The sequence below is a fragment of the Psychrobacillus insolitus genome, assembly GCF_003254155.1.
GTDB lineage: Bacteria > Bacillota > Bacilli > Bacillales_A > Planococcaceae > Psychrobacillus > Psychrobacillus insolitus.
This window is the reverse complement of the sequence record NZ_QKZI01000008.1, coordinates 36,737-59,624: the sequence shown is the minus strand read 5'-3', so window position 1 is coordinate 59,624 and position 22,888 is coordinate 36,737. Positions and strand designations below refer to the sequence as shown.

22 protein-coding genes are annotated in these 22,888 nt (G+C 36.2%); 10 read left to right on the top strand and 12 right to left on the bottom strand.

Going from position 1 to position 22,888, the window contains the following annotated elements; translation table 11 throughout:
• Positions 1–67 precede the first annotated feature (67 nt).
• Positions 68–289: a DUF2187 family protein gene (locus tag C7437_RS14235; protein WP_111440526.1), complete on the top strand. Its 222-nt coding sequence runs from the start codon at positions 68–70 to the stop codon at positions 287–289.
• On the opposite strand, the gene recQ is transcribed toward C7437_RS14235, so the two are convergent.
• A complete protein-coding gene (gene recQ / locus C7437_RS14230) occupies positions 274–2,040 on the bottom strand; it encodes a DNA helicase RecQ (RefSeq protein WP_211310035.1) in 1,767 nt (588 codons plus the stop codon). The genes C7437_RS14235 and recQ overlap by 16 nt on opposite strands.
• A 39-nt stretch (positions 2,041–2,079) precedes the next feature.
• Positions 2,080–2,316: a hypothetical protein gene (locus tag C7437_RS14225; protein ID WP_111440524.1), complete on the bottom strand. Its 237-nt coding sequence runs from the start codon at positions 2,314–2,316 to the stop codon at positions 2,080–2,082.
• Positions 2,317–2,440: 124 nt separating this feature from the next.
• Between C7437_RS14225 and C7437_RS14220 the strand changes: the two genes are divergently transcribed.
• Entirely contained in the window at positions 2,441–3,631 is a 1,191-nt protein-coding gene (locus tag C7437_RS14220; RefSeq protein WP_111440522.1) for a class I SAM-dependent rRNA methyltransferase, read from the top strand.
• A gap of 69 nt (positions 3,632–3,700) precedes the next feature.
• On the opposite strand, the gene C7437_RS14215 is transcribed toward C7437_RS14220, so the two are convergent.
• The 4 genes from C7437_RS14215 to C7437_RS14200 form a co-directional block, all read right to left on the bottom strand.
• On the bottom strand, positions 3,701–4,201 hold the full coding sequence (locus C7437_RS14215) for a ferritin (protein WP_111440520.1): 501 nt from the start codon (positions 4,199–4,201) through the stop codon (positions 3,701–3,703).
• 201 nt (positions 4,202–4,402) lie between these two features.
• A complete protein-coding gene (locus C7437_RS14210; RefSeq protein ID WP_111440518.1) occupies positions 4,403–5,227 on the bottom strand; it encodes a squalene/phytoene synthase family protein in 825 nt (274 codons plus the stop codon).
• Between the two features lie 92 nt (positions 5,228–5,319).
• On the bottom strand, positions 5,320–6,495 hold the full coding sequence (locus tag C7437_RS14205; protein WP_111440516.1) for an MFS transporter: 1,176 nt from the start codon (positions 6,493–6,495) through the stop codon (positions 5,320–5,322).
• A 170-nt stretch (positions 6,496–6,665) separates the two neighbouring features.
• Complete coding sequence (locus C7437_RS14200) at positions 6,666–7,043, bottom strand: SET domain-containing protein (RefSeq protein WP_111440514.1); 378 nt, start codon at positions 7,041–7,043, stop codon at positions 6,666–6,668.
• A gap of 195 nt (positions 7,044–7,238) precedes the next feature.
• Here C7437_RS14200 and C7437_RS14195 point away from each other — a divergent pair, with 195 nt between their 5' ends.
• Positions 7,239–7,955, top strand: coding sequence for an alpha/beta fold hydrolase (locus C7437_RS14195; protein ID WP_245909303.1), 717 nt, complete (start codon positions 7,239–7,241; stop codon positions 7,953–7,955).
• 52 nt (positions 7,956–8,007) lie between these two features.
• On the opposite strand, the gene C7437_RS14190 is transcribed toward C7437_RS14195, so the two are convergent.
• The 6 genes from C7437_RS14190 to C7437_RS14165 form a co-directional block, all read right to left on the bottom strand.
• A complete protein-coding gene (locus tag C7437_RS14190; protein ID WP_111440510.1) occupies positions 8,008–9,669 on the bottom strand; it encodes a hypothetical protein in 1,662 nt (553 codons plus the stop codon).
• Positions 9,670–10,324: 655 nt separating this feature from the next.
• Complete coding sequence (locus tag C7437_RS14185) at positions 10,325–11,014, bottom strand: GNAT family N-acetyltransferase (RefSeq protein WP_111440508.1); 690 nt, start codon at positions 11,012–11,014, stop codon at positions 10,325–10,327.
• Positions 11,015–11,028: 14 nt separating this feature from the next.
• Complete coding sequence (locus tag C7437_RS14180; protein ID WP_111440658.1) at positions 11,029–12,141, bottom strand: mandelate racemase/muconate lactonizing enzyme family protein; 1,113 nt, start codon at positions 12,139–12,141, stop codon at positions 11,029–11,031.
• Between the two features lie 37 nt (positions 12,142–12,178).
• The gene (locus C7437_RS14175) at positions 12,179–13,282 is read right to left on the bottom strand and encodes an amidohydrolase (RefSeq protein ID WP_111440506.1); all 1,104 of its coding nucleotides are present in this window, start codon (positions 13,280–13,282) and stop codon (positions 12,179–12,181) included.
• 32 nt (positions 13,283–13,314) lie between these two features.
• Positions 13,315–13,509, bottom strand: a complete 195-nt coding sequence (locus tag C7437_RS14170) for a YwbE family protein (protein WP_111440504.1) — start codon at positions 13,507–13,509, stop codon at positions 13,315–13,317.
• A 354-nt stretch (positions 13,510–13,863) separates the two neighbouring features.
• Positions 13,864–15,684 (bottom strand): helix-turn-helix domain-containing protein, encoded by a 1,821-nt coding sequence (locus C7437_RS14165; protein WP_111440502.1) that lies wholly within the window; start codon positions 15,682–15,684, stop codon positions 13,864–13,866.
• A 693-nt stretch (positions 15,685–16,377) separates the two neighbouring features.
• Between C7437_RS14165 and C7437_RS14160 the strand changes: the two genes are divergently transcribed.
• The 7 genes from C7437_RS14160 (at position 16,378) to dmpG (ending at position 22,888) form a co-directional block, all read left to right on the top strand.
• On the top strand, positions 16,378–17,589 hold the full coding sequence (locus C7437_RS14160) for an acyl-CoA dehydrogenase family protein (RefSeq protein WP_111440500.1): 1,212 nt from the start codon (positions 16,378–16,380) through the stop codon (positions 17,587–17,589).
• Positions 17,590–17,645: 56 nt separating this feature from the next.
• Positions 17,646–18,620: a catechol 2,3-dioxygenase gene (locus C7437_RS14155; protein ID WP_111440498.1), complete on the top strand. Its 975-nt coding sequence runs from the start codon at positions 17,646–17,648 to the stop codon at positions 18,618–18,620.
• Positions 18,621–18,836: 216 nt separating this feature from the next.
• Positions 18,837–19,640: an alpha/beta fold hydrolase gene (locus C7437_RS14150; protein ID WP_425450572.1), complete on the top strand. Its 804-nt coding sequence runs from the start codon at positions 18,837–18,839 to the stop codon at positions 19,638–19,640.
• 72 nt (positions 19,641–19,712) lie between these two features.
• On the top strand, positions 19,713–20,186 hold the full coding sequence (locus C7437_RS14145; protein WP_111440494.1) for a flavin reductase family protein: 474 nt from the start codon (positions 19,713–19,715) through the stop codon (positions 20,184–20,186).
• A 12-nt stretch (positions 20,187–20,198) separates the two neighbouring features.
• Positions 20,199–20,990, top strand: coding sequence for a 2-keto-4-pentenoate hydratase (locus tag C7437_RS14140; protein ID WP_111440492.1), 792 nt, complete (start codon positions 20,199–20,201; stop codon positions 20,988–20,990).
• Positions 20,987–21,868, top strand: a complete 882-nt coding sequence (locus C7437_RS14135; RefSeq protein ID WP_111440490.1) for an acetaldehyde dehydrogenase (acetylating) — start codon at positions 20,987–20,989, stop codon at positions 21,866–21,868. Before C7437_RS14140 ends, C7437_RS14135 begins: the two co-directional genes overlap by 4 nt.
• A gap of 12 nt (positions 21,869–21,880) precedes the next feature.
• Positions 21,881–22,888 carry a 4-hydroxy-2-oxovalerate aldolase gene (dmpG, locus tag C7437_RS14130; protein WP_111440488.1) on the top strand — a complete coding sequence of 336 codons (1,008 nt, stop codon included), beginning with the start codon at positions 21,881–21,883 and terminating at the stop codon, positions 22,886–22,888.

The following is a 22,888-nucleotide window of genomic DNA, read 5'->3' as shown; positions in this document are numbered from 1 at the left end:
GGCCCAAGTGTGGTATAATAGAAGTATCGCTATTTGCGTAAATAAAACTAGAAAAGAGGTTATACACATGAGTTTCCAACGACAACCTAAGGAAGTTTCTCCCTTTGTAGCAGCTAGGAAAGTTGATGAGAAGATCTCTTTTACTCGTAATGACATTGAAGTTCAAGGTACTATCTTCAAAATATTAGAGCAATCTGTAATTGTAGAAATATCTACTGAGGATGCTAAAAAAATTAATGTACCTTCTAATTTAACAGTAGTATCCCATAAACATTACACTGTGGTATAACGATTGATTTCTTCGAGAAAAGCTTTTCCGTATTTTTCTCGTTTGTTATCCCCTACACCATGTACATCTAATAACTCTTCTTCGGTTTGCGGACGCTTTACACACATATCTTGAAGTGTCTTATCTGAAAAGACAACAAAAGGTGGGACACCAGCATCGTCCGCAATTTTTTTCCGAAGTATTCTTAATCCCTCAAACAACGGATCATTTGTAGCGATTTGTTTCGTTACCGCCACTCCTTTACGCATTATCTGCTTTTTCCCTAACAAGACACCCTTACCTGTATCGGATACATAAATTGTCGGCAAATTACCATGATTCACTAACAGTAACCCCTCCGAAATCATAAACTCCATTAAACCTAAAACATCTTTTGCTGATTTATTTTTTAGAATACCATACGTCGATAGTTTCGTAAATCCAAAATCGATTACTTTTTTATTTTGTGATCCTGTTAATACTTGCGCTGTAATTGTCTTTCCAAACTTCTGTCCCATTCGTACTACACATGACAAAACCATTTGAACTTCCTGTGTAACATCCTGTACCTCTCGTGCATCTGTACAATTTCCACATTGCCCACAAGCTAAGCTATCTGGTTCCCCAAAATAGGTTATGATAAATTGCTGTAAACAACTTTCTGTATGACAATAATCGATCATCCCTTGCAACTTCTCTAATTCTTGTGGAATCCGTTCACGGTCCTGTGCTTGATCTATTAAAAATCGTTGTGTTTGCACATCCTGTGACGCATATAGCACAACACACTCACTCGGAAGTCCATCTCGGCCTGCTCTTCCGGCCTCTTGATAATAACTCTCCATGTTTTTAGGTAGTTGATAATGTATCACGTACCGCACATTCGATTTATCGATCCCCATTCCAAAGGCATTTGTCGCTATCATCACTTGCGCTTCGTCAGTTAGAAATCGTTCTTGTTCCTTATTTCGAAAAGCTTCTGGAAGTCCAGCATGATATTTTGCCGTACGTACTCCCGCTTTTACCAACAAGTCATGAAGTAAGTCTACTGTTTTACGAGTGGCAGCATAAATAATACCCACTTCTTGTGCATTCTTTTTAATAAAGTCTTTCAAAAATTTATTCTTATCTTGTCCTAATACAACAGAAAACGATAGATTGGAGCGAGCAAAACCAGTGATTACAGTGTTATCTTCCTCTATTTCAAGTATTCTATTTATATCTGTACGTACATCAGGAGTAGCTGTAGCGGTTAAAGCAAGCACTACTGGTTGCTCATCAAATACTTCCCTTAATCGATGTATCGAACGATAGCTTGGTCTAAAGTCATGTCCCCATTGTGAGATACAATGCGCTTCATCCACTGCAATTAATGGTACTTTCACACGTTTTAATTGATTTAGAAAGCTTGTAGACTCTAATCGTTCCGGTGCTATATAAAGTAAACGATACTGACCATTCACGACTTCTTCCATCGTTTCTCTCACTTCAGTTGCCGTTAATGTACTATTTATAAAAGTTGCTGGAATTCCTACTTGTAATAATGCATCGACTTGATCTTTCATAAGTGAGATAAGTGGCGATACAACAATGGTTGTACCGTCTAATAGAAGGGATGGGATTTGGTAACATAGTGACTTACCTCCACCAGTAGGCATCACACAAAGACTTGATTTACGCTCCATGACATACTTGATCACAGTCTCTTGTCCTTCACGAAAAGAATCATATCCAAAGTACTTTTGTAATAATTCACGTGCATTTTCTATCAATTTAGTCACTCCTATCTCAGTATGAAAAAAGAAAACAGATTATTTCCCGTTTCCTTTTTTATTGTTATACGTATTTGTTGGTGGCTTTGGATCTACTTTATCCACATCTACCCCTAGTAAAAAGTAGCCTATAACAGAAGAAATAATTGCTGCTCCCGCTATGATGAGAATTCTATTTATAATAGTTACTTCATTATATTCATCTGAGTTTAACATGATAGTTGCCAATACAGCTACGACGACCATAATAGGCACAATTATTTTCGATTTTTTCACTGCGAACTTCCTTCCATTACATATGTATAGTATATTGTACCATAAGAAGGTCTAAGTCAATTAGTAAACGACGGGCTTATTAATGTGAGATAATTATAAAAAATAACTTGTAAGGATGACATAGATGAGAAATGAAATAGATGTAAAAGTAAAAGATATACTAGCTCAAGATTTACAAAAAGGTATTCCTATTTTGTGGAAAGATGGGTTTAGCGAAACTGAATCTCTAAATGAAGGTAGCATTCTTAAATTGCGAAATCCAGCAGGTAAGTTTATCGGAAAAGGCTATGTAGGAATGCAAAATAAAGGCATCGGCTGGCTTCTAACAAAAAATGAAAACGAAACAATTGATACTGCATTTTTTCAAAAGAAAATTACTAATGCAGTCAAACACCGCGAAGACTATTATAATAATCCCGATACGACTGCTTTCCGTGTATTTAATGGAGAAGGAGATGGCATTGGTGGACTTACGATAGATTACTTTGATGGATATTACTTGTTGAGTTGGTATAGTGAAGGTATTTATTCGTTTAAAGAAATGATTTTGGATGCGCTCGATATTTCTGTTTCTTCTAAAGGAATTTATGAGAAAAAACGCTTTGATACAAAAGGACAGTATTTAGAAGACGATGACTTCGTTAAAGGGGAACGCGGAGAATTTCCACTGATTGTAAAGGAAAATGGACAAAACTTTGCAATATACTTAAATGACGGTGCTATGGTTGGTGTATTTTTAGATCAACGAGATGTTCGTAAAAAAATTAGAGATAACTACTCAAATGGTAAAACTGTTCTTAATACATTCTCTTACACTGGAGCATTTTCTGTCTTTGCTGTGGCTGGTGGTGCAACGAAAACGACAAGTGTTGATCTTGCTAAACGAAGCTTAAGCAAAACGACGGAACAATTTGAAGTAAACGAAATGGATGTAGAAAAGCAAGACATTATTGTAATGGATGTATTTGATTACTTTAAATATGCCAAACGAAAAGAATTAGCCTTTGATGTCGTTATTCTAGATCCACCGAGCTTTGCACGTTCGAAAAAATATACTTTCAGCTCTGCTAAAGACTACACTAATTTATTGAGAGATGCGATTGCTATTACCGAAAAAAGCGGTGTCATTATTGCTTCTACAAACAATGCTACTTTCGGAATGAAGAAATTCAAAAGCTTTATAGAAAAAGCATTTACTGAAAGTAATCGCAAATACGCAATCGAAGAAGAGTTTTCCCTTCCAAGTGATTTTAGAACTTCGCCTTTGTTTAAAGAAGGAAATTATTTGAAGGTTTTATTTATTAGAGCTAAATAATAGTAATATCAAAGACCCTGTGAATATAGATTCACAGGGTCTAAAAAATCCTCATTTTATAATAAGAGTTTATGCTTCGTTAAATTTACGTGATCCTAACTCAGAATCTAGCATAAAGATGGCATTTGAATCATTTTCAATACGTCTAATTTTGTTAATAAGTGTATCAAATGATGACTCTTCTTCCACTTGCTCATCGATAAACCATTTTAAAAATGCCATTGTTGCATGTTCACGCTCATCTAATGCGATATCAGCTAAGTGATAAATGCGACGTGTCACTTCTTTTTCATGTACTAAAGCTTTTTCAAAAACTTCTAAAATAGAAGTAAATTCATTTTCTGGACGGTTGAAACCATCAATTGTTGATCTATATCCTAGATCACTTAAAAAAGAATAAAATTTCATTGCATGGAAACGTTCTTCTTCTGCTTGTACTAAAAAGAAATTAGCAAATCCATCATATGCTTCCGCTGTGCAGTATGCGGCCATTGCAAGATACGCATGTGCAGAATAAAATTCAAAATTCATTTGATCATTCAAGGCTTCATGTAGATTTTCAGACACCATCGTAAAATTCCTCCTCGTTTGGAAACTATTAAAGATAAAGTAACCATCTTCTATTATTAGTATACAACTTGTAGCAATTTTAAAGCAATTAACAATTGATAAAAGTTATCAATTAGAAAAACGCCCTTCTTCACCAACATCATTTGACAAAGAACCAAAATACCCAGAAGAGTCATCTACTCTACTGGGTATTTTTTGTACTTACTTAGCCTCGGCTTGTACTTCTTCTACAGTCTCTTCGACTTCTGCTCGAGTCATTTTTTCTTTCCCATTTTTCAATGCCTTTAATGTCTTATGCGCAAGTGCCAGTGGTAGTTTGCAGAACAACGAAATACTGCGACGATTAATACTCTTGATATAGTCATCAGCCTTCGATAAATTTCCATCAGCATACTCAAACATGTCTGCTCGAGTCCATCCTTCTGGGAAAAACTTAACGCCTCTTTCACTATCCTCGTCTACATTGCGTAAAATATTAACCGCTTGAAGACCACGTCCATACGCTATTGCAAGCTCGCGGTCCGTCTCAATATCTGCACTCCATTTCCACAAATCTGATAACATTACACCAACAAGACCTGCCACATAATATGTATATTCATCGAGATCTTCTTTGGTTTTTACTTGCCAGTTCTTCCCTACCCATTTAGCCATTCCTTCTGCCATTTCACTCGTATAAACTTTTACTGTTTCAACTAAATCAGTAGGACAAATTTCTAACCAGTCGCCTAATCTTAGTGAAACTGGAGGAAGTATATCTTTATATGGTGCTACTAGTTGCTCATATTCTACCTTATTAAAGTCTTTTAACAACATTTTACTAGTTGCAATTAATAATTCTTGTTTTATTTTTGGATCCAATGTCTCATGATCCTCTACTTCGTCAATCGCACGCATGCATAAATAAGCAGAAGCTACCGCCTTTTTTAGCTTTGGTTCTAAAAAAGTGATTGGTATATAAAAAGTTCTACTTGTCTTTTTTAGCATATCTAGCGCTTCTTTTTGTAAAGCTGCCACTTCACTCACAACTAGTCCTCCATTCACAATCAAATACTCTACGTACTATTGTATCGGATTTTCATAAAAAGACAAAATGACATCCCTTATTACATCGTCTATTAATTTGTTCGTTCTTTCCAGAACAATGAAATGACAAAGCTGAGTATAAGTACAAACATCGATAACACATATGGATAATCAATATTCACGTCGAATAAAATCCCTGCCATACCCGGCCCAATAATATTTCCTATACTTGTGAAAGTTGAATTTAGACCTCCTACAAACCCTTGCTCATTGCCAGCCATTTTAGATAAATACGTCGTCAGTGCTGGACGAATTAAATCAAACATTAAGAAAATCACAAAAGTCACTATTAATATGGACCAATATGCTGTCACTTTAATCATAGCAAATATGAAAATTGCCGATACTCCCATACAAATTTGTATCAATCTAATTTCCCCGATTTTCTCCACAATTCGGTCGAATGTTAAAACTTGGGCAATGACGCCTAAAACTCCACTAATCGTAATGATCAATGCAATATCTTTTGGTGTAAATGCAAACTTATAATCGACGAAAAGAGAATATACCGTCTCAAAAGCAGCCAAGCCAAAACTAGAAACAAAAATAATAATCATAGGAATCAGATAAATTGGCTCCAATACTTTGCGGAACCCTGATTTTACAACCGGCTTATCTGTATTACTCTCTTTAACGTCTGGTCTTTTAGGCTCTTTCAATATAACCAGTGAGAAAATAGAACCTAACAAGCCTAGCAACGCCGCAAAAAAGAAAGGCAGTCTAGTTCCGTGTTCAGCTAAAAAACCACCAATTCCAGGTCCTATGATAAACCCTGCGCTGATAGCAGCTGCAACGTAACCCATTGCTTTGGGACGCTCTCTTAAAGAGGTCATATCTGCAACAAAAGCTGTCACTGCCGGCATTATGAACGCTGCACTAATCCCGCCAAGCATTCTAGAAACATATAATGTTTTCACATCTTGCCCAAGACCAAAGAGCAATTCAGACAACGCAAAGATAAACATACCAATCACAATCAATTTTTTACGACCAATCGAATCTACCCATTTCCCCGCAATAGGAGAAATCAATAATTGTGCAAATGCAAATGCCGCTACTAAATATCCCATAGTGGAACCTTCTAATTGCATCTCTCTCATTAGTGTAGGCATTACCGGAATAACTAAACCCATGCCTAAAAATACAATAAATAAATTTACTAACACTAAAAATATTGTCTTATCTAAACCATTTTTTTGTAAAACCATTTTCAATCTCCTTATATGCTGTTCATAAATTTCATGCTAGTATAGCTTTTTTAGTTTGTAGAGTTTATTATGTCCCTAGAAATATAATAACCATCTATCAGTTACTTTGATAGATGGTTATTATATTTCATTTAGAAAGGCGATCCTTCAAGAATCTCCTCCAATTTCTTTTATTCCTTATTAAACCAAAGTGGATCCTTGTCATCAACGTCGCCATTATAATTAATTAAAATTTCCTCACCTGCTTTTATATCTGTGTAAGCAAAAAAGTCAAATGTGTGATTTTTAAAATTAATCTCATACGTTACATTAGGTTCATATGAATGATTAAACAACATTCCATAACCAAGAAGAATAGCAGATCTACCTATCCCATACTCAAATGCGTAATCACCTAGTATAGTTTGCTCAATGTATTGATGCTCCTCGTTTGGATAAGCAATGACTGGTGCTTCATGTAAAAGAGCACCTTTTTTGATATCACATGTAGCAAATAACCCTCTATTGAATTCTCCATCACTTAATGTAGAAGTTTTTACCTCAATCATGTTTGTTCACCTACTCACTTTTAAAATGTTCTATCTAACAATAACATGAATTTGGACATTGAGCTCCATTATTTACTTTTAAAATGTGGCCATATACTTTCCTTTGAATAAAATAGGAATAATAAGAAAATGCTCGGGAACAATAGTAATACATGATCCACAGTAAAGGAGGTTTGTATCATATATTACTTGGATGTGGGTCAAGGAGACCCTGTCGTTTTAATTCATGGATTGGGAAGCAAAAAGGAATCCTGGGAAAATCAGTACGAATTATCGTCCAATTACCGTTTAATAATACCTGACCTACGCGGACATGGAGAATCTCAAATATACAGTAATATTTCCATATCTAACTTTGCGATAGACATTCTATCTCTTCTTGCTTCTTTAAATATAAAAAAAGCGCATTTTTGCGGGCTTTCCATGGGAGGTCTAGTTGTACAAGAGATCTATAGACAGAGCAAAGAAACTGTTCTCTCTATGGTTTTGTCTAATACATTCTCTTACGTCCCTACATTTTTAGGACAACTGACTGTCATGAAAGGCGCAAAAAATTTGAGTGCCACATCGAAAGAAGAATACACAATGTATACTGCGAAAAAATGCCTGTTTCAGAAAGAACCTAAGTTAATCGAGGCTGCTAAGAAAATGTTTAATATCAAAAAGGATTCTTATATCCCTTCTTCTCTTTCTGCGGTCAAATCAAATTATCTTCCCATTTTGCCATTTATAAAAATTCCTACTTTAATCATCGGAGGAAAATACGATGAAGTTAATCCTTTAATAAGTATCTATCAAACCAAGTGGTTTATGCCTAAAGCGAAAGTCGTTATATTTGATAATTGTGGACATTTACCAATTTTGGAGAAGAAAGAGGAATATAATCAGTTGCTGAAGCAATTTTTCGCTTGAATAGGAAAAGAAAGCTTTCCCATTACTTTAGGGACAGCTTTCTTTTTCTTGATTATTGTTCAATTCCTTGAATTATAACTTCTTTTACAGGCAGGAATAATTCTCCTGTATTTAAAAACTTCACTTGTACCTTGTCGCCTTCTTGCATATAAACTGCAAGTGGCGATATTTCTGAAGAAACGATGTAGTTATCTTTATTGTCTAGCAAGAAAGAAACTTGCGTATAGTCTCCTACACGTTCTTTGAATACACGTACAACAGTACCTGATACGGATTTCTCTTCCGCACTTGAACTACCGTCTACCGTGCTCCCCCCGCGTTGAATTGCTGTTTTGTACAATTTCAATGCTTCGTTTGGTGTATTTCCATATACCGAAATTTCCGGATTTGCAGCAGAAACGATAAAGTAATTTTGTAAAAATCCATTCGAATCGAGTACTGGTGTTAACCAGCTTGCTTCCCCGTAGAAGTTATACAGCACAGGCATTTCGCCTTGCCATTTCTTCTCTATGAATTTCTTTTCAATAATTTGAAGAGCCCCTTGAGAATCCATATAAGAATCTTCTAAGTTACCTGTATAGAAAGTAGCTTCTCCACTTCGACCATCCGTTAATGAATAACCAAGCATCGAATCGACGCCTTCTTTCGGACTAGTGAAGTCTGTGAAGTAATACATCTGACCATCTTCACCGAAAATTGGACTAACATTTGCTTCTGTTCCTTCATCAGAAGGTAACTTCACATCTTTTTTACCAAAAAGGCTATTGATAAAACCATGAACATATTTCCCGTAATAGCTATTTTGCAAACTAACTGTTTCCGGTGATACCGCTCCGTCTATAAAGCTAGGAACATCTGCCAGTTTATAAGAATCTGTTTGACCGGTTGCAGGATCGACTGCTACAATACCTTCCACTTCAAAGCCGTTTCGAGCAGAGATGAATTTCCCATAAGAACGGATATAGTACGGTTTTCCATCTTCATCAATTTCAAGCTGCGTATCTCCGTGGAAAATCTTTGTAGGATGCTTCATACGCATATGTCTTTCTAAGTTTTTATGGAAATAAGATGATGGTGTATAAGACATCTCAGCTGCTAAGAATTTCGGATTATCCGAAGAATCTGTTGCGCTCATTCTAAAGTATCCAGGTGTAATATCTCCGTTCCACCATTTGAATATTCCAGAAAACTCGACTGGTGCAATATATACATATTCATCTTTTATTTTTTGAATTTGTAAATTTCCTAACTCATAATAACTGGTATTTGGTACTTGCCCAAATGCTTTTTTCATTTTATTTCTTGCAAATTTTGGTGGTACACTTGCAGGTGTTTTTGTTTCATCAAAAGCCTCTATTTCTACTTGTTCAGCCATTTTTGAGACTTCATATTTATCATCTGCATTCCAAAATGGTGCAGACAACATGAAAATAGCAAAGCCTAAACTACCAAGGAAAAGCACACCCTTTAGCTTTTGCTCATTGCCTCTTGAAAGAATTGTCCCAGCTAACGTAGCAAGTACTAACCAAGGCCATAAAGCCGTCCAATTACGGTCTAAATTTGTTACGTAATATATAATTGCTAATACGATAAAAGATAAAATCGCTAGACTAATTAAAGAAGGCATCATGTCCTTCCTTTTAGCTGTTAACGGTACGACTAATAATGCAGTAACAATTGCTGCAATTGCCGAAAGAATAAAAACAAACGTCATATCATCATCCTTCTTTCTAATTTTCTACACACTTACTATACGGAAGAAAATAATAATGGTTTCAGTTTTTATATTTAACAAAAGCGCAAGCGCCTATTACTGCCCCGACAGGCAAATGGGGAATCGCGAGGAGGCAGCTCCTCAGCCACCGCAGTGATTCCCCATTTGACCCCGAGGGGCAAGGCGCTGGAGCTAGACGTCATTTTAGAAAAGCCTTTGGACGTAACTTATAGTAGACAGGATAAACGAGAAAAAGAGAGAGGAGCTATGTGACGCAATCACGTTGCTTCTCTCTCTTTTGAACCATCAAAAATAGATAGGCATCTATCATTTCTACACATTGAATATTTCTATTTAAATTATTAGTACTGATTACTAAAATATAGCAAAATGGCTATACGACTTATCCGTTAATAAGTGCAAAAAGAGACTTTTCTCCTGTATTTGCACTTATTTTAAAATATGTCGTATGTGAATTTTGCTTAATTTTGAAGATGCGACTTTTTTTTTTGGTAGGCTCGTTTAAGAAGTGCTTTCTTAAGCCATTGTTGTTCTTTTAAGTAAAAGTGTAAGCTAAAGAAACTGGCCAAAGCAATCCAAAAAAACCGCACATACTTCGGTCCAAGTCGGTGAAATTCTTATACTCTCTTCGTTTTTATAAATACGTTCCTTTTTTCTCGTACATGACGAACCAAACATCCTCTATTTCTTTCAAACCTGTTCCGATCCAGCCTTCTGAAAGTAGTTGCTGTTGTTTAACAGTATCAGCCATATCGATAAGCAATTCTACACTGCCTTTTTCACGTTCTTCATGTAGCTTTTTATAAAATACGTAGCGCAACATATTCGCGTATTTCTTTTTTAGAGCACCAATGATCATCTTTTGGCTTAGTTTATCTTTTAAGCTAGCAATATTAAAAGGTGCAACCGTTGCACATACATGTGTATACGCAGAATGTTCTAATCGATCCATGACAATTTTACCAAGTTCTTTTTGTAATCCATATCCACGGTACGCTGGATGAACATTCGTAATTTCTTGATACACTACCATGCCGAGTTGTGCTTCCTGTAGTCCTATATCGTATCCTAAATGTTCTTCATCTATTTCTGGAAGAGCAAGTGCTCGAAAGCCGATTAACTCATCTTCTACAAATGCTCCTACCATTAAGTTTTTTGAGATGGAATCCTTAAACTCTTCTTTTGACAACGGAGACAAGAACTCCCCTTTTTCAAGAGTTTCCAAAACAATATTTTGAATACGCAAAATATCATCTAAACTATCCAATGTCAACTCGCGAACTACATATTCCTTCTCCCCAAGCATTCCCTTCCATTCTTGCATCTCAACACTTCCTCTTACTTCATTACTTTCGTAGAATACTGCGTTAGTTCTTGTAAAACTGTTTCATCTATATCAATTCCTAGGCCAGGACGTTCATTTAGCTTTATAAATGGTACATCATAGTGAAGATTTCCAACATCTTTGGAGAATTTAATCGGTCCTGTCAATTCTACGCTAGTAAATGCTTTTTTCGAAAATGCAACATGGAATCCTGCTGCTGATCCGATAGAAGACTCTACCATCGAACCTATTTGACATTCTATTCCAGCCATTTCTGCCATATGCGCAAGCTTCATAGCAGGATATATGCCACCGCATTTCATCAATTTAATATTCACTTTATGTGCAGCTTTTTTCTCGATTAACTCACGCATATCACGAATTCCTCTTAAACCTTCATCCATCATGAGTGGCGTACTTGTTTTTGCTTTCACTTCAACCATTCCATTAAAATCATCTGCAACTACTGGTTGTTCTAACCAATCGAGATTCTCTTGCTCTAGCTGACGCATTGCGGTAATAGTATTGGCACTATTTTTCCAGCCTTGATTGACATCTACGCGAATAGCAACATCTTTCCCCACTTTTGCACGTACTGCCTGAATGCGTAAAATGTCTGCTTGAACTTCTGTTCCTACTTTCATTTTAAACGATGAATAACCTTCTTTCATGCGTTTTTCTGCTTCTTCTGCCATCGATTCAGGTGTTCCTATACTCAATACATGTGTAATAGGGAATTTCTCATGGTAACGACCACCCAACAGTTGATATACTGGCACTCCTAGCTTTTTCCCTACTAAGTCATAGCATGCAATATCCATTGCAGCTTTTGCAGCTGGTGCTTGATAAACAGCTTTATCCATTTTTTCGTGTATCCGCTCGAACTCCATTGGATTTTGTCCAATTAGTAAAGGAGCTAATGTATGTTTTAATAAAGCATATGTACTTTCCCATGTTTCGCCAGTTACGTGTTCATCTGCAACCGCTTCGCCATAACCCACTAGCCCATCCTCTGTCGTCATCTTTACAATAATAGATGGCATATCCTCATATGTATGATAGCTAATAATAAATGGGTCTACTAATGGTAATCTAATTGCATAAATATCAATTTCTTTGATTTTCATCATAAATATCCTTACTCCCTTACAAATGAATGGTTCATTAAGCTTTTTTTGAAACGATTGCAAGCGTTTTTGCAATCACTTTTGCACCTATGAGAAGTGAATCTCGGTTAAACGTCATTTTTGGATGATGTAATCCAGGTGAAAGATCTGCTCCAATGCCAATCATTGCAGCCTTTACTTCAGGCTGTCTAATAGTATAAAAATGAAAATCATCACTTCCAGAAGTAATCACTTCTTCCGCTAACTGATTTTCCCCAAGTACTTCAATAATTCCTTCCCTTGCAATTGCAGCTGCTTCCTTCGAAACCTCTGCCCCTGGTGTTAGGTCATACCATTCCCACTCTATTTCAATATCGAATAGTTTTTGCAACGCTACTAGATCCTTCTCTATTTGGTCTTTCAGTTGAAATAAAATAGGGTTTTTAGCTGCACGTACATCTATCGAAAATACTGCGTTGCCAGGGATAATATTCGCATTTTCTCCACCGGCTTGTATTTTCGTTAACTTCGCTGAATAGGATTCGAAAGGAGAGAAATACAGATTTTTTAAAGACTGATGAATGGACATCATCACGTCAATTGCATTTTTCCCTTGATGTGGACGTGCACCATGTGCATCGATCCCTTTAATTTTACCCTCTAAAAAAATAGCTGCTCCGTGATGAATCGCAGGAGAAACTTTTCCAAATGGCAGCTCTTCAATTGGTCTTAAATGCACACCAAATAGATGCGTTACATCTTCCAATGCTCCCCTATCGATCATAGAATTTGCACCATTTCCTTTTTCCTCTGCAGGTTGGAAAATGAAACGAATTCGTTTATTTACTTTTTCATTTTTTAATAGTAACAAAGCTCCTAGTACCATGGAAATATTAGCATCATGCCCACATGAATGATTCGCACGGAAAACACCATCCACTTCTTGCCAAAGGGCATCAATATCTGCACGTACAGCGATAACTTCATTCCCTTCACCAATTTCAGCAAGGAGCCCAGTCACATCATCAAAACGACGATATGGTACTTTCAATTCATCTAATATTTCTGCAAGTTTTTTCGTGGTTTCATGTTCTTCCCAACTGACTTCTGGATTTTCGTGAAAATGATTAAACCACTCTAAAATTTGATTTTCTACTTGCATAACCATCCACTCCTTGTCCTCTCCGTTAGTACTTAGCCTAAAATTTCACATACTCTTCCTATTTGTCCATCCGCTAATCGAACTTTGATGCCATGGGGATGGAAAGATGAGCTAGTTAAAAGATCTTTCACAATCCCTTTTGTTTTTTGGCCCGATCTTTGGTCTTTCTTCAAAATGATATATACTTCTATACCTGGTTTTACATCTTTTCTATTTTGTCCATTCATTTTAATTCACCTCTTTTTTTATCGTACCACTTTCATGCTATACTTACATCATTTTGTAAACGAAGGTTTAACAATTCTACAAACTCAGGTAGTACCAACACTTTAATATGTATCGTTAGTTTTTATCTTTACGATATAAGGTAAATTAAACATATATTTGGGGCTAAGCAATAGAAGAAACTTAAAATACTTAGTATTTAAACTATCATCTTCTAAGTAGTGATAAGTAGGCAGTAGCGCTAGAGCAATGCGTACAAATTTTCTGAACTCTTTTTGATAAACCTAATATAAAAATAGTAGTACAAGCCATGGTCTTGGTTTGTACTACTACTTTTAGTATTTTTTTCTCTTCATTTATATTTTAATTATCCCTTTTGATTTTAAAATATTAATGGCTAAGTAAATCGAAAATAAAGCTTGTGTATCAGTCAGATCATGATTTAAGATTTCGCTTATTTTAGTGAGTCGATAGCGTAAACCACTAATCGACATCGACATTTTCTTTGCTGTATTGTTAATGCTATTGCCATTATCTATATATGTGTAAAGCGTCTTGATTAAATCGGATTCTGTATCTAGGGCTAGCAATTTGCCAATATGCTGATTTACAAAACGCTCGATTAGCACTTCATCTTGTATTTGGAACAATACACTTTCAATACCGAGTTCTTTGAAAAAAGAGATATTTGATTGTTCGTTTATGGAACGTAGGGCAGCTAACGTTTCATTATATAGCACTGAGATATCCATAAACTTTGAAATCACTGTACTTACACCTACAAAGAATTTATATTTAGAAGATCGTCGCGAGCAATGTTTTAATAATTGATCGATGAACTTTGATTGAGTTATACCCAAGTCTTCAAAAGTAGGGTATTCAATTAGAACAATAACCTTATCAAGCTTATGTGAAACGATTGAACTAATATTGCGCTCATTTAAAAATAAGTTGATATGTCGAATTAACTCTTCATTAAATGCAATTTCGTGGTCAACTTCCTTCATATTACGATCGAGTGTAAGCATCCAGTACGATGAAGAGGAATTAAAGTTCAAATAATAAGAAGTTTTATACATTTCTTCTTCTGTTAAACGGCCCTCTAAAATATCACCTAAAAAACTTCTTTTAATATTTTGCTCTATATTAATTTTAATATTTTCATTCATTAGGATAATCGAGGATGTCAATCCTGCTTTTTCTATGATCATATTGTCCAGTTTATTAGGTTGATCTTCGCCGGTATAAAGAAATGAGCAATAACCCTTTATTTGATGTTCATAGAAAATAGGTGTGCGTAACAATGAAAGGTCATCTGAATAGCTAGTAAAAATAGTATGTTTTGATTTGAATTTCTTTAAGTCGAGCGTTGTATCAAGATGTCCTGCTTTAACTAGAATTTGATGATTTTCATTTTCTATAAAGGTAGTTAAACCCGTAGTTTCAAATAAAATGTCGACAACCCTTTGAATTCCTTGTTTTGATAACAATTCCTCAATTAAACGCTCAGAGATGTCATTAGCTTTGGTTAAATTGTCGCGCTCTATTTTTAGTTTTTCTGTAATTTCATCCAGTTCATTGATGATGCTGGTGGTCTGATAATAACTTTGTTCACTTGCGATATCGTCTCCCCACTTTTCAATAGGCATACAAATACATTTACAATGCTCGTGACCCATAGCGCGACATTCTATTTCTTTTACTATGATTGGTTGTTGTAAGACTGTTGATAAGTAACCACTAGTATAGCCACATAATGTATGACAAACTGGTTTGGTAACAAAATCTTGCGTTTTTAAATGCTCCTCTGCTTCAAATGTATTAATCCATAGTACTTCAATAAATTCAAGTTGATCCTTATCAGTACGCAATTCCAGAATTTCTACTTCATCTAGGTAACCATGTAACTTGTGAAATTTAGGTCCAGCATATACTGCATCCCAAACGCTATCGGACTTAAATAGCTTCGATTTTTCCCCATCACTTACACCACAATGCCAGCCATATCGCGTAAATACACCTTTTGTTCTATCTTCACCAATTACGGAAATAAGCTCTTTTTTTAACGCGGTTCTTGTTTCAATTGGGATCGTAATCACACGTTCATAAAGCCCCTTTATAACGGTTTCTTTCTGGAAGTCAAACGCATCTTTTAAGTGCAAATGATTAGGCTTCATTTATATTTCACTCCTTGCTTTAATTTTTTTGACCTTCTATTTTCAATATGCGTTATTTACTAGAAGCTAGTGAAATAATAATAGCTATTTTATAATATCTTTTGTTGATAAATATGGATTAATAAGAAGATAGAAGCTGAGTGTTTGTACTATTAAGATACCCATAGTTTTTTAATTGTTTATTATTTTTAAGAAAAGCTACTTTCCGGTTGTTTTTTTAAACTGATTTAGATGCTGCTCCATAAACTTTCGGAAGATTGGAAAAGTAAGCGTTTGCATCATATAGAACTTTACCAACATATCACAATACAAAGGTGAATGTAAAATGGATCATTTATTATTATTCAGAAAAGCAATGGGTAAATTTGCAACGTGTATGACAGTATAGAAGTTCAAAATTTTGTGCCAGGCTGCCTATTAGTATGAAGAAACGCAGGCAATATTAATAGAAAAAAGTGTTTTTTAAAGTATTCTTTTACTTTCTATTAACAATAGATTTGTTTGTAAACCCCTAACACCACTCAATTTTTAGAACATTAAGAAAGTTCAATTAGTATGTAATGTCTGAAAAAACAGTAAACTTGAGTACATTAGATAGCTATCTTAAAGAATATCTGAATAATATAATAATAACCAGATAGACAGCAGTTATTTACAAAAATGATTGCGCTTACAATATGGGGGGGAATTAAATTGACGATTGGTACTTTACAGGTTCAGCAAAAAACAATTAATAGAGAAGAGTTACTTCAAAAAGCTAAAGAGGTTGGGGAATTAGCTGAAAAGCATGCATTACAAGCAGATATTGATGCACAATTACCAGATATCGTCATTGAAAAGATCAAAGAAGCTGGATTTCAATATCTTCATAGACCAAAAGAATATGGTGGTCAAGAATTAGACTTTCATACCTTTGGCGATATCATTCGAACTGTAGCCAACCATAATGTTTCAGCTGCATGGATAACTTATTTCTCCATTATTCATGACACTTGGCCAGCATTTTTACCAAAAGAGGCTCGAGACGAATTATACGAAAGTAAAGCTTTACTAGCTGATGTTTTTGCACCGGTTGGAAAAATTACAGATGATCCTGATGGAAAAGGTTATCGAATCAGTGGTCTTTGGAATTTCTGTAGTGGCGTATTGTGGTCTGATTGGATTGCTTTAGGCGCTATTCACCAAATGAGAGATGGTTCTGAACCAGAACTTGGCTTGTATATCGTCCATAAAAAAGATGTAGAAATTGTCAAAAACTGGAATCCTATTGGATTACGCGGGACAGGCAGTAATGCAGTTAAAGTAGATGATGTTTATGTCCCAGCAGATAAAGTTTTCCAGATAAAAAGAGTAATTGAAGGTGCTACTGCACCTGATGGAAACTACGATAAAGACTATCAACTATTTAATGTACCTTATTTAGCATATTTCTTCTCTGGATTCTCACAGATTGCAATTGGTGGTTTAGAACGCCTCGTTAATGATTTTGAAGCAAAGACAAAAGGACGCGTTCGTATTTATAACAAAAATGCAAATGAACAAGACAATAGTGTTGCCCAGCGCGCACTTGGTGAATTTAAAATAAAGTTATATTCTTTACAACTTATGGCGAAAGAATATATGAATAAATTAACTTATTATCAAGAAAATAGTATACGAGTTTTACCTGAAGAAGAGCGTGAGCAATTATTCGCTATGCGTGGTCATATTGCTAAAACTTCATCGGAAATGGCAACTCAGATTTTAGTAACACTGGGCGGTAACTCATTGTATAAAGAACAGCATTCAGAAAGATTCCTTCGTGACTTAATAGCTGTAGCTGCACATCCAACACATTTATATGATGACGCGATGGTAGGATACGGAAAAACGGTTCTAGGATTTGATGGACATCCAATGTGGTAAATTAGTAATCCTATTAAATAAAAACTAAAAAACTGAAATTATTGGAGGAAAATAAAATGACAAAAGAAAATATTTTTGATATTGCACATCTTGCACACGTTGAGCTTTATAGCCCTAAATTAGAAGAATCTGTAGAGTTTTTTAGAGAAATGTTAGGCATGAGTGAAATAGCTCGTCAAGGTAAATCCGTTTATATGCGTGCTTATGAAGATCATTACCATAATACATTAATTCTCACGGAACATCATGAGGCTGGTTTAGGTCACCTTTCTCTAAGAGCTACATCTGCTCAAGCACTTGAGCGCCGCGTAGCTCAGATTGAAAAAATGGGCTACGGTATTGGTTGGATTGACGGAGATGTCGGTCATGGACGTGCATATCAATTCAACTCACCTGATGGTCATTTGATGGAAGTATTCTGGGATGTTGAATATTATCAAGCACCTGAAGATCAGAAAACACCATTATTAAATCGTCCGCAAAAACGTCCAAATCGCGGTGTTCCTGTTCGTCGTATCGACCATGTTAATTTACTGGCAAGTGAAACAAATAAAAATGTTGAATTTTTAGAAGAAGCACTGGGCTTTAAAGTTCGCGAACGTATTTTAGCTGAGGATAAAACAGATATTGCTGCTTGGTTAAGTGTTAGTAACTTGGTTCATGATGTTGCTATTATGGGCGATGCATTAGGAGAAAAAGGGCGTCTTCACCACCTTTGTTACTGGTATGGCTATCCACAACATTTATCCGATGTTTCAGACCTGCTAATTGATAGCGGATACGAAATTGAAGTAAGTCCAATAAAACATGGCGTATCTCAGGCACAATGTATGTATGTTATGGAACCAGGTGGAAATCGTATTGAGCTGTTTGGCGATTCAGGCTATCTAATCTTTGACCCAGATTGGAAAACAATCGAATGGGATGTGAAAGGTATAGATCAAGCTATTCTATGGCATGGTACGCAATTGCCTCAAGAGTTCTTCACATATGGAACTCCGATAAGAAGCAAAGAGCTAGTAGAAAAATAACTCTTGCACGGTAAATTGCAGTATAAAGGACACCACCCGAATAATTTGATTGAAAGTAATATATATCAGGAACATGAAAGAGGAAGGATGAGCTGCATTCCTCCTTCATGCTTCCTTATTTTAGTAGTTAGCCAATTATATTTAGTTGATCGTTATTTATAAAGCCTTGTAGAAAAGGCACTAGGAGGGTTTCACTTGGAAATAAGTTCAAAACATATGAAAGTTAATGGTATTAATACGCATTATCATGAAGAAGGTTCTGGGAATAAAGAAACAATGATTTTAATACATGGTTCTGGTCCCGGCGTGTCAGCATTTGCAAACTGGAGACTCGTTATTCCCCGTTTAAGTGAATCCCTACATGTATTTGCACCGGACATTGTTGGGTTTGGTGAAACAGATAAACTTTCGAAAGATGAATACACCCTTGATTTGTGGGTAAACCATCTAATTGGTTTTATTGAGGAAGTATCAGATGGACCAGTGTATTTAGTAGGGAATTCTTTCGGCGGAGCGCTTTCCCTTCATGTAGCACAAAGAAGACCTGATTTAGTGAAAAAGTTAATTTTAATGGGCAGCGTAGGGGTTAAGCATAAAGTATCCTATGGTTTAGATCGTGTATGGGGGTACGATCCTAGCTTTGAATCCATGCAAGAATTGATTCAATTGTTCTCCTATAATCAAGATGCAGCTAATAATGAAGAACTTGTACGTATGCGTTATGAAGCGAGTATCAAACCCGAATCCAGGGACGCTTTTGCAGCGATGTTCTATGATTCAAGACAAGAAAGATTGGATGAACTTGCACTTTCGGACGAAGAAATTAAAAATATTAAAACGGAAACTTTACTATTCCACGGCCTGAATGATCAAGTAATTCCATTTGAAGAAACAAGTTATAAATTTATGCAGCTACTACCTCATGCCGAGTTACATTTATTTAATGAGTGTGGCCACTGGACACAAATAGAAAAAACAGAACCGTTTATTGACCATATCCTGGCTTTTCTTAAAATCTGAAACAAGTGTAAGCACGGGGACAGTTCTCGTGTTTACTTTAGCTTAATATCACAATTTAAAGGAGAATGTAAAATGGATGATTTATTATTCAGAAAAGCGATGGGTAAATTTGCAACGGGCGTAACGGTATTAACAACAATTCATGAAGGGGACATTCATGGAATGACAGCGAATGCCTTTATGTCTGTTTCATTAGATCCGAAATTAGTTGTGATTTCAGTAGGAAAATATGCACGCTTTTTAGATAAGGTAACGCAGTCGAAGAGATTTGCGGTCAATATTTTAGCTGAAGATCAACAACTGGTTTCACAGCATTTTGCTGGAAAGCCTCAAGGAGAAGTACAATTCGGTACTTTAGATGGTCTACCTGTAATAGATGGTGCAATTGCACAAATAACGTGTGAAGTAGCATCTGTATATGAAGAAGGCGACCATACACTATTTATAGGAAGAGTAACTGATCTTAAGCTAGAAGAAAAAAATCCACTTCTTTTCTTTGGTGGACAATACAGCGAAGTAAAAGCACTTGAAATAAATAAATTATAAGTAGGTGAGATCATGGAAATTCAGGCGATAGCACAAAAGCTACTAAATGCAGAGCTGTCTAAACAGCCCATTGCCCCATTAACTGAAAGTGAACCAAATATTACTGCTGATGATGCCTACCGCATTCAACTGCATCAAATAGAGCAAAAAGTAAGCGAAGGAGCCGTTGTAAAAGGCTTAAAAATTGGTTTAACGAGCAAAGTGATGCAAGAAATGTTAAATGTGCATACACCCGATTATGGATTCATTTTAGATACGATGATTTTTCAAGAGAATATAGCGATTGATACAGAACGATTTATACAGCCAAAAGTAGAATTTGAAATTGCCTTTGTCTTTAAGGAAGCACTAAAAGGACCGAATGTGACGATCCAAGACGTGATTGATGCTACAGACTATGTCGTACCGTCAATTGAAATTATTGATAGTCGAATAGAAGATTGGCGTATTAAGTTTGAAGACACAGTTGCAGATAATGGATCGTCGGCTGGCGCAGTATTAGGTACTCGAAAAACCCAATTATCGAATATTGATATCGCTAATATAGGCATGACAGTATATAAAAATGATGAATGCATTGATAAAGCAACCAGTGATGCAGTACTAGGAAACCCTTTAAATGCGGTAGTCTGGTTAGCAAATGAAGTGAGTAGTTATGATATTAGCATTCAACCAGGCATGTTTGTCTTATCAGGTGCATTATCCAAAGCATTGCCATTTACAAATGGCGACCACTTTAAGGCAGACTTCGGTAAATTAGGGGAAGTAAGTATTTCATTTCAAAAGGCAGAGGTGAAACAATGAACAAATTAAAAGTCGGAATAATAGGTTCAGGAAATATCGGGACGGATTTAATGTATAAAATTGAACGCTGCGACTCACTAGAAATGAGTGTCATGGTAGGGATCGATCCAGATTCTGAAGGACTAAAACGCGCGCAAGATGCAGGCTATACAGTCATTTCAAATGGAATTGATGGGTTAATGAAGCAATTGGATTTAGTCGACATCGTGTTTGATGCGACGAGTGCATATGCACATAAAGTGCATAGTGATTTACTAACGGCAGCTGGTAAGAAAGTGATTGATTTAACGCCAGCTGCAATCGGTCCATTTACTGTACCACCTGTTAATCTAAAAGCTAATTTCGAATCGTCAAATGTCAACATGGTTACATGTGGTGGACAAGCAACAATTCCAATTGTTTATGCAATTAGTCGAATTGTACCTGTGGAATACGCGGAAATTGTGGCTACTGTTGCTAGTAAAAGCGCAGGTCCGGGTACACGTGCCAACATTGACGAGTTTACACATACAACAGCACGAGCAATTGAAGTTGTTGGTGGAGCTGAAAAAGGAAAAGCGATTATTATTTTAAACCCTGCAGAGCCACCAGTTATTATGCGTGACACTGTAAATGCATTAATCAAAGATAAAAATTTCGATGAAGCAGCAGTTATCGCCTCAATTGAGAAAATGGTAACGGATGTTCAAGAATACGTACCAGGCTATCGCTTGCGCGGGGCACCACAATTTGACGGACAGCGTGTATCGGTCTTTTTAGAGGTTGAGGGTGCGGGTGACTTCTTCCCTGCCTATTCAGGTAACTTAGATATCATGACCGCTGCAGCCGCTAAAGTAGCGAATGAAATGGCAAAAGAATTATTAGCGACTAAAGCGTAAGGAGATGAACAAATGGAAAAGAAATCATTTGAAATTTTAGACGTAACACTTCGTGATGGAAGCCATTCGATGTCTCATGCTTTCACACCGCAACAAGTGCGTGAAACAGCAAGAGGCCTAGATGAAGCAGGCGTTCGCTATTTTGAAGTATCTCATGGAGATGGCCTCGGCGGATCGTCTTTACAGTACGGACTGTCTACACATGACGAGCTAAAGTTAATCGAAATTGCAGCAGATGAGTGTAAGCAAGCAGAAGTCTCAGTACTGTTAATTCCTGGTATAGGTGTTAAGGGTGATTTACAAGATGCCGTAAAAGCAGGTGCCAAAATGGTACGAGTAGCAACGCATGTTACAGAAGCAGATGTTGCAGCTCAGCATATTGCACTAGGCCGGGAACTAGGTTTAAAAACAGTTGGATTTTTAATGATGTCTCATATGGCATCAGTAGAAAAAATTGTAGAACAAGCTAAACTATTCGAAAGCTATGGTGCCGAGGTCATTTATGTAACAGACTCTGCAGGTTATATGTTACCTCAGGATGTTACTAATCGTATTTCTGCATTAAAACAATCGGTTGGCTGTGAAATTGGTTTCCATGGGCATAATAATTTATCCATGGCTATGGCGAATACGGTTGCAGCAGTTGAAGCAGGTGCTACATTTATCGATGGCAGTTTACGTGCTTTAGGTGCTGGAAGTGGGAACACACAAACCGAGGTTATGGTAGCAGTTCTAGATCGACTTGGGTATCAAACAGGCATTGATTTTTATAAAATCATGGATGTAGCAAATGATGTTGTAGCAAAATATATGCCAAGACCACAAGAAATAACAGGTTCAAGCTTAATCATGGGCTATTCAGGTGTGTATTCAAGTTTTCTTTTACATACCCAGGTTGCCGCTAAACGTTTTGGTGTTGACGAACGCGATATTTTGGTTGAACTAGGTCGTATAAAAGCAATTGGTGGCCAAGAGGATTTAATTTATGATGTTGCTCAAAGATTAGCAGTTCAAATTTAA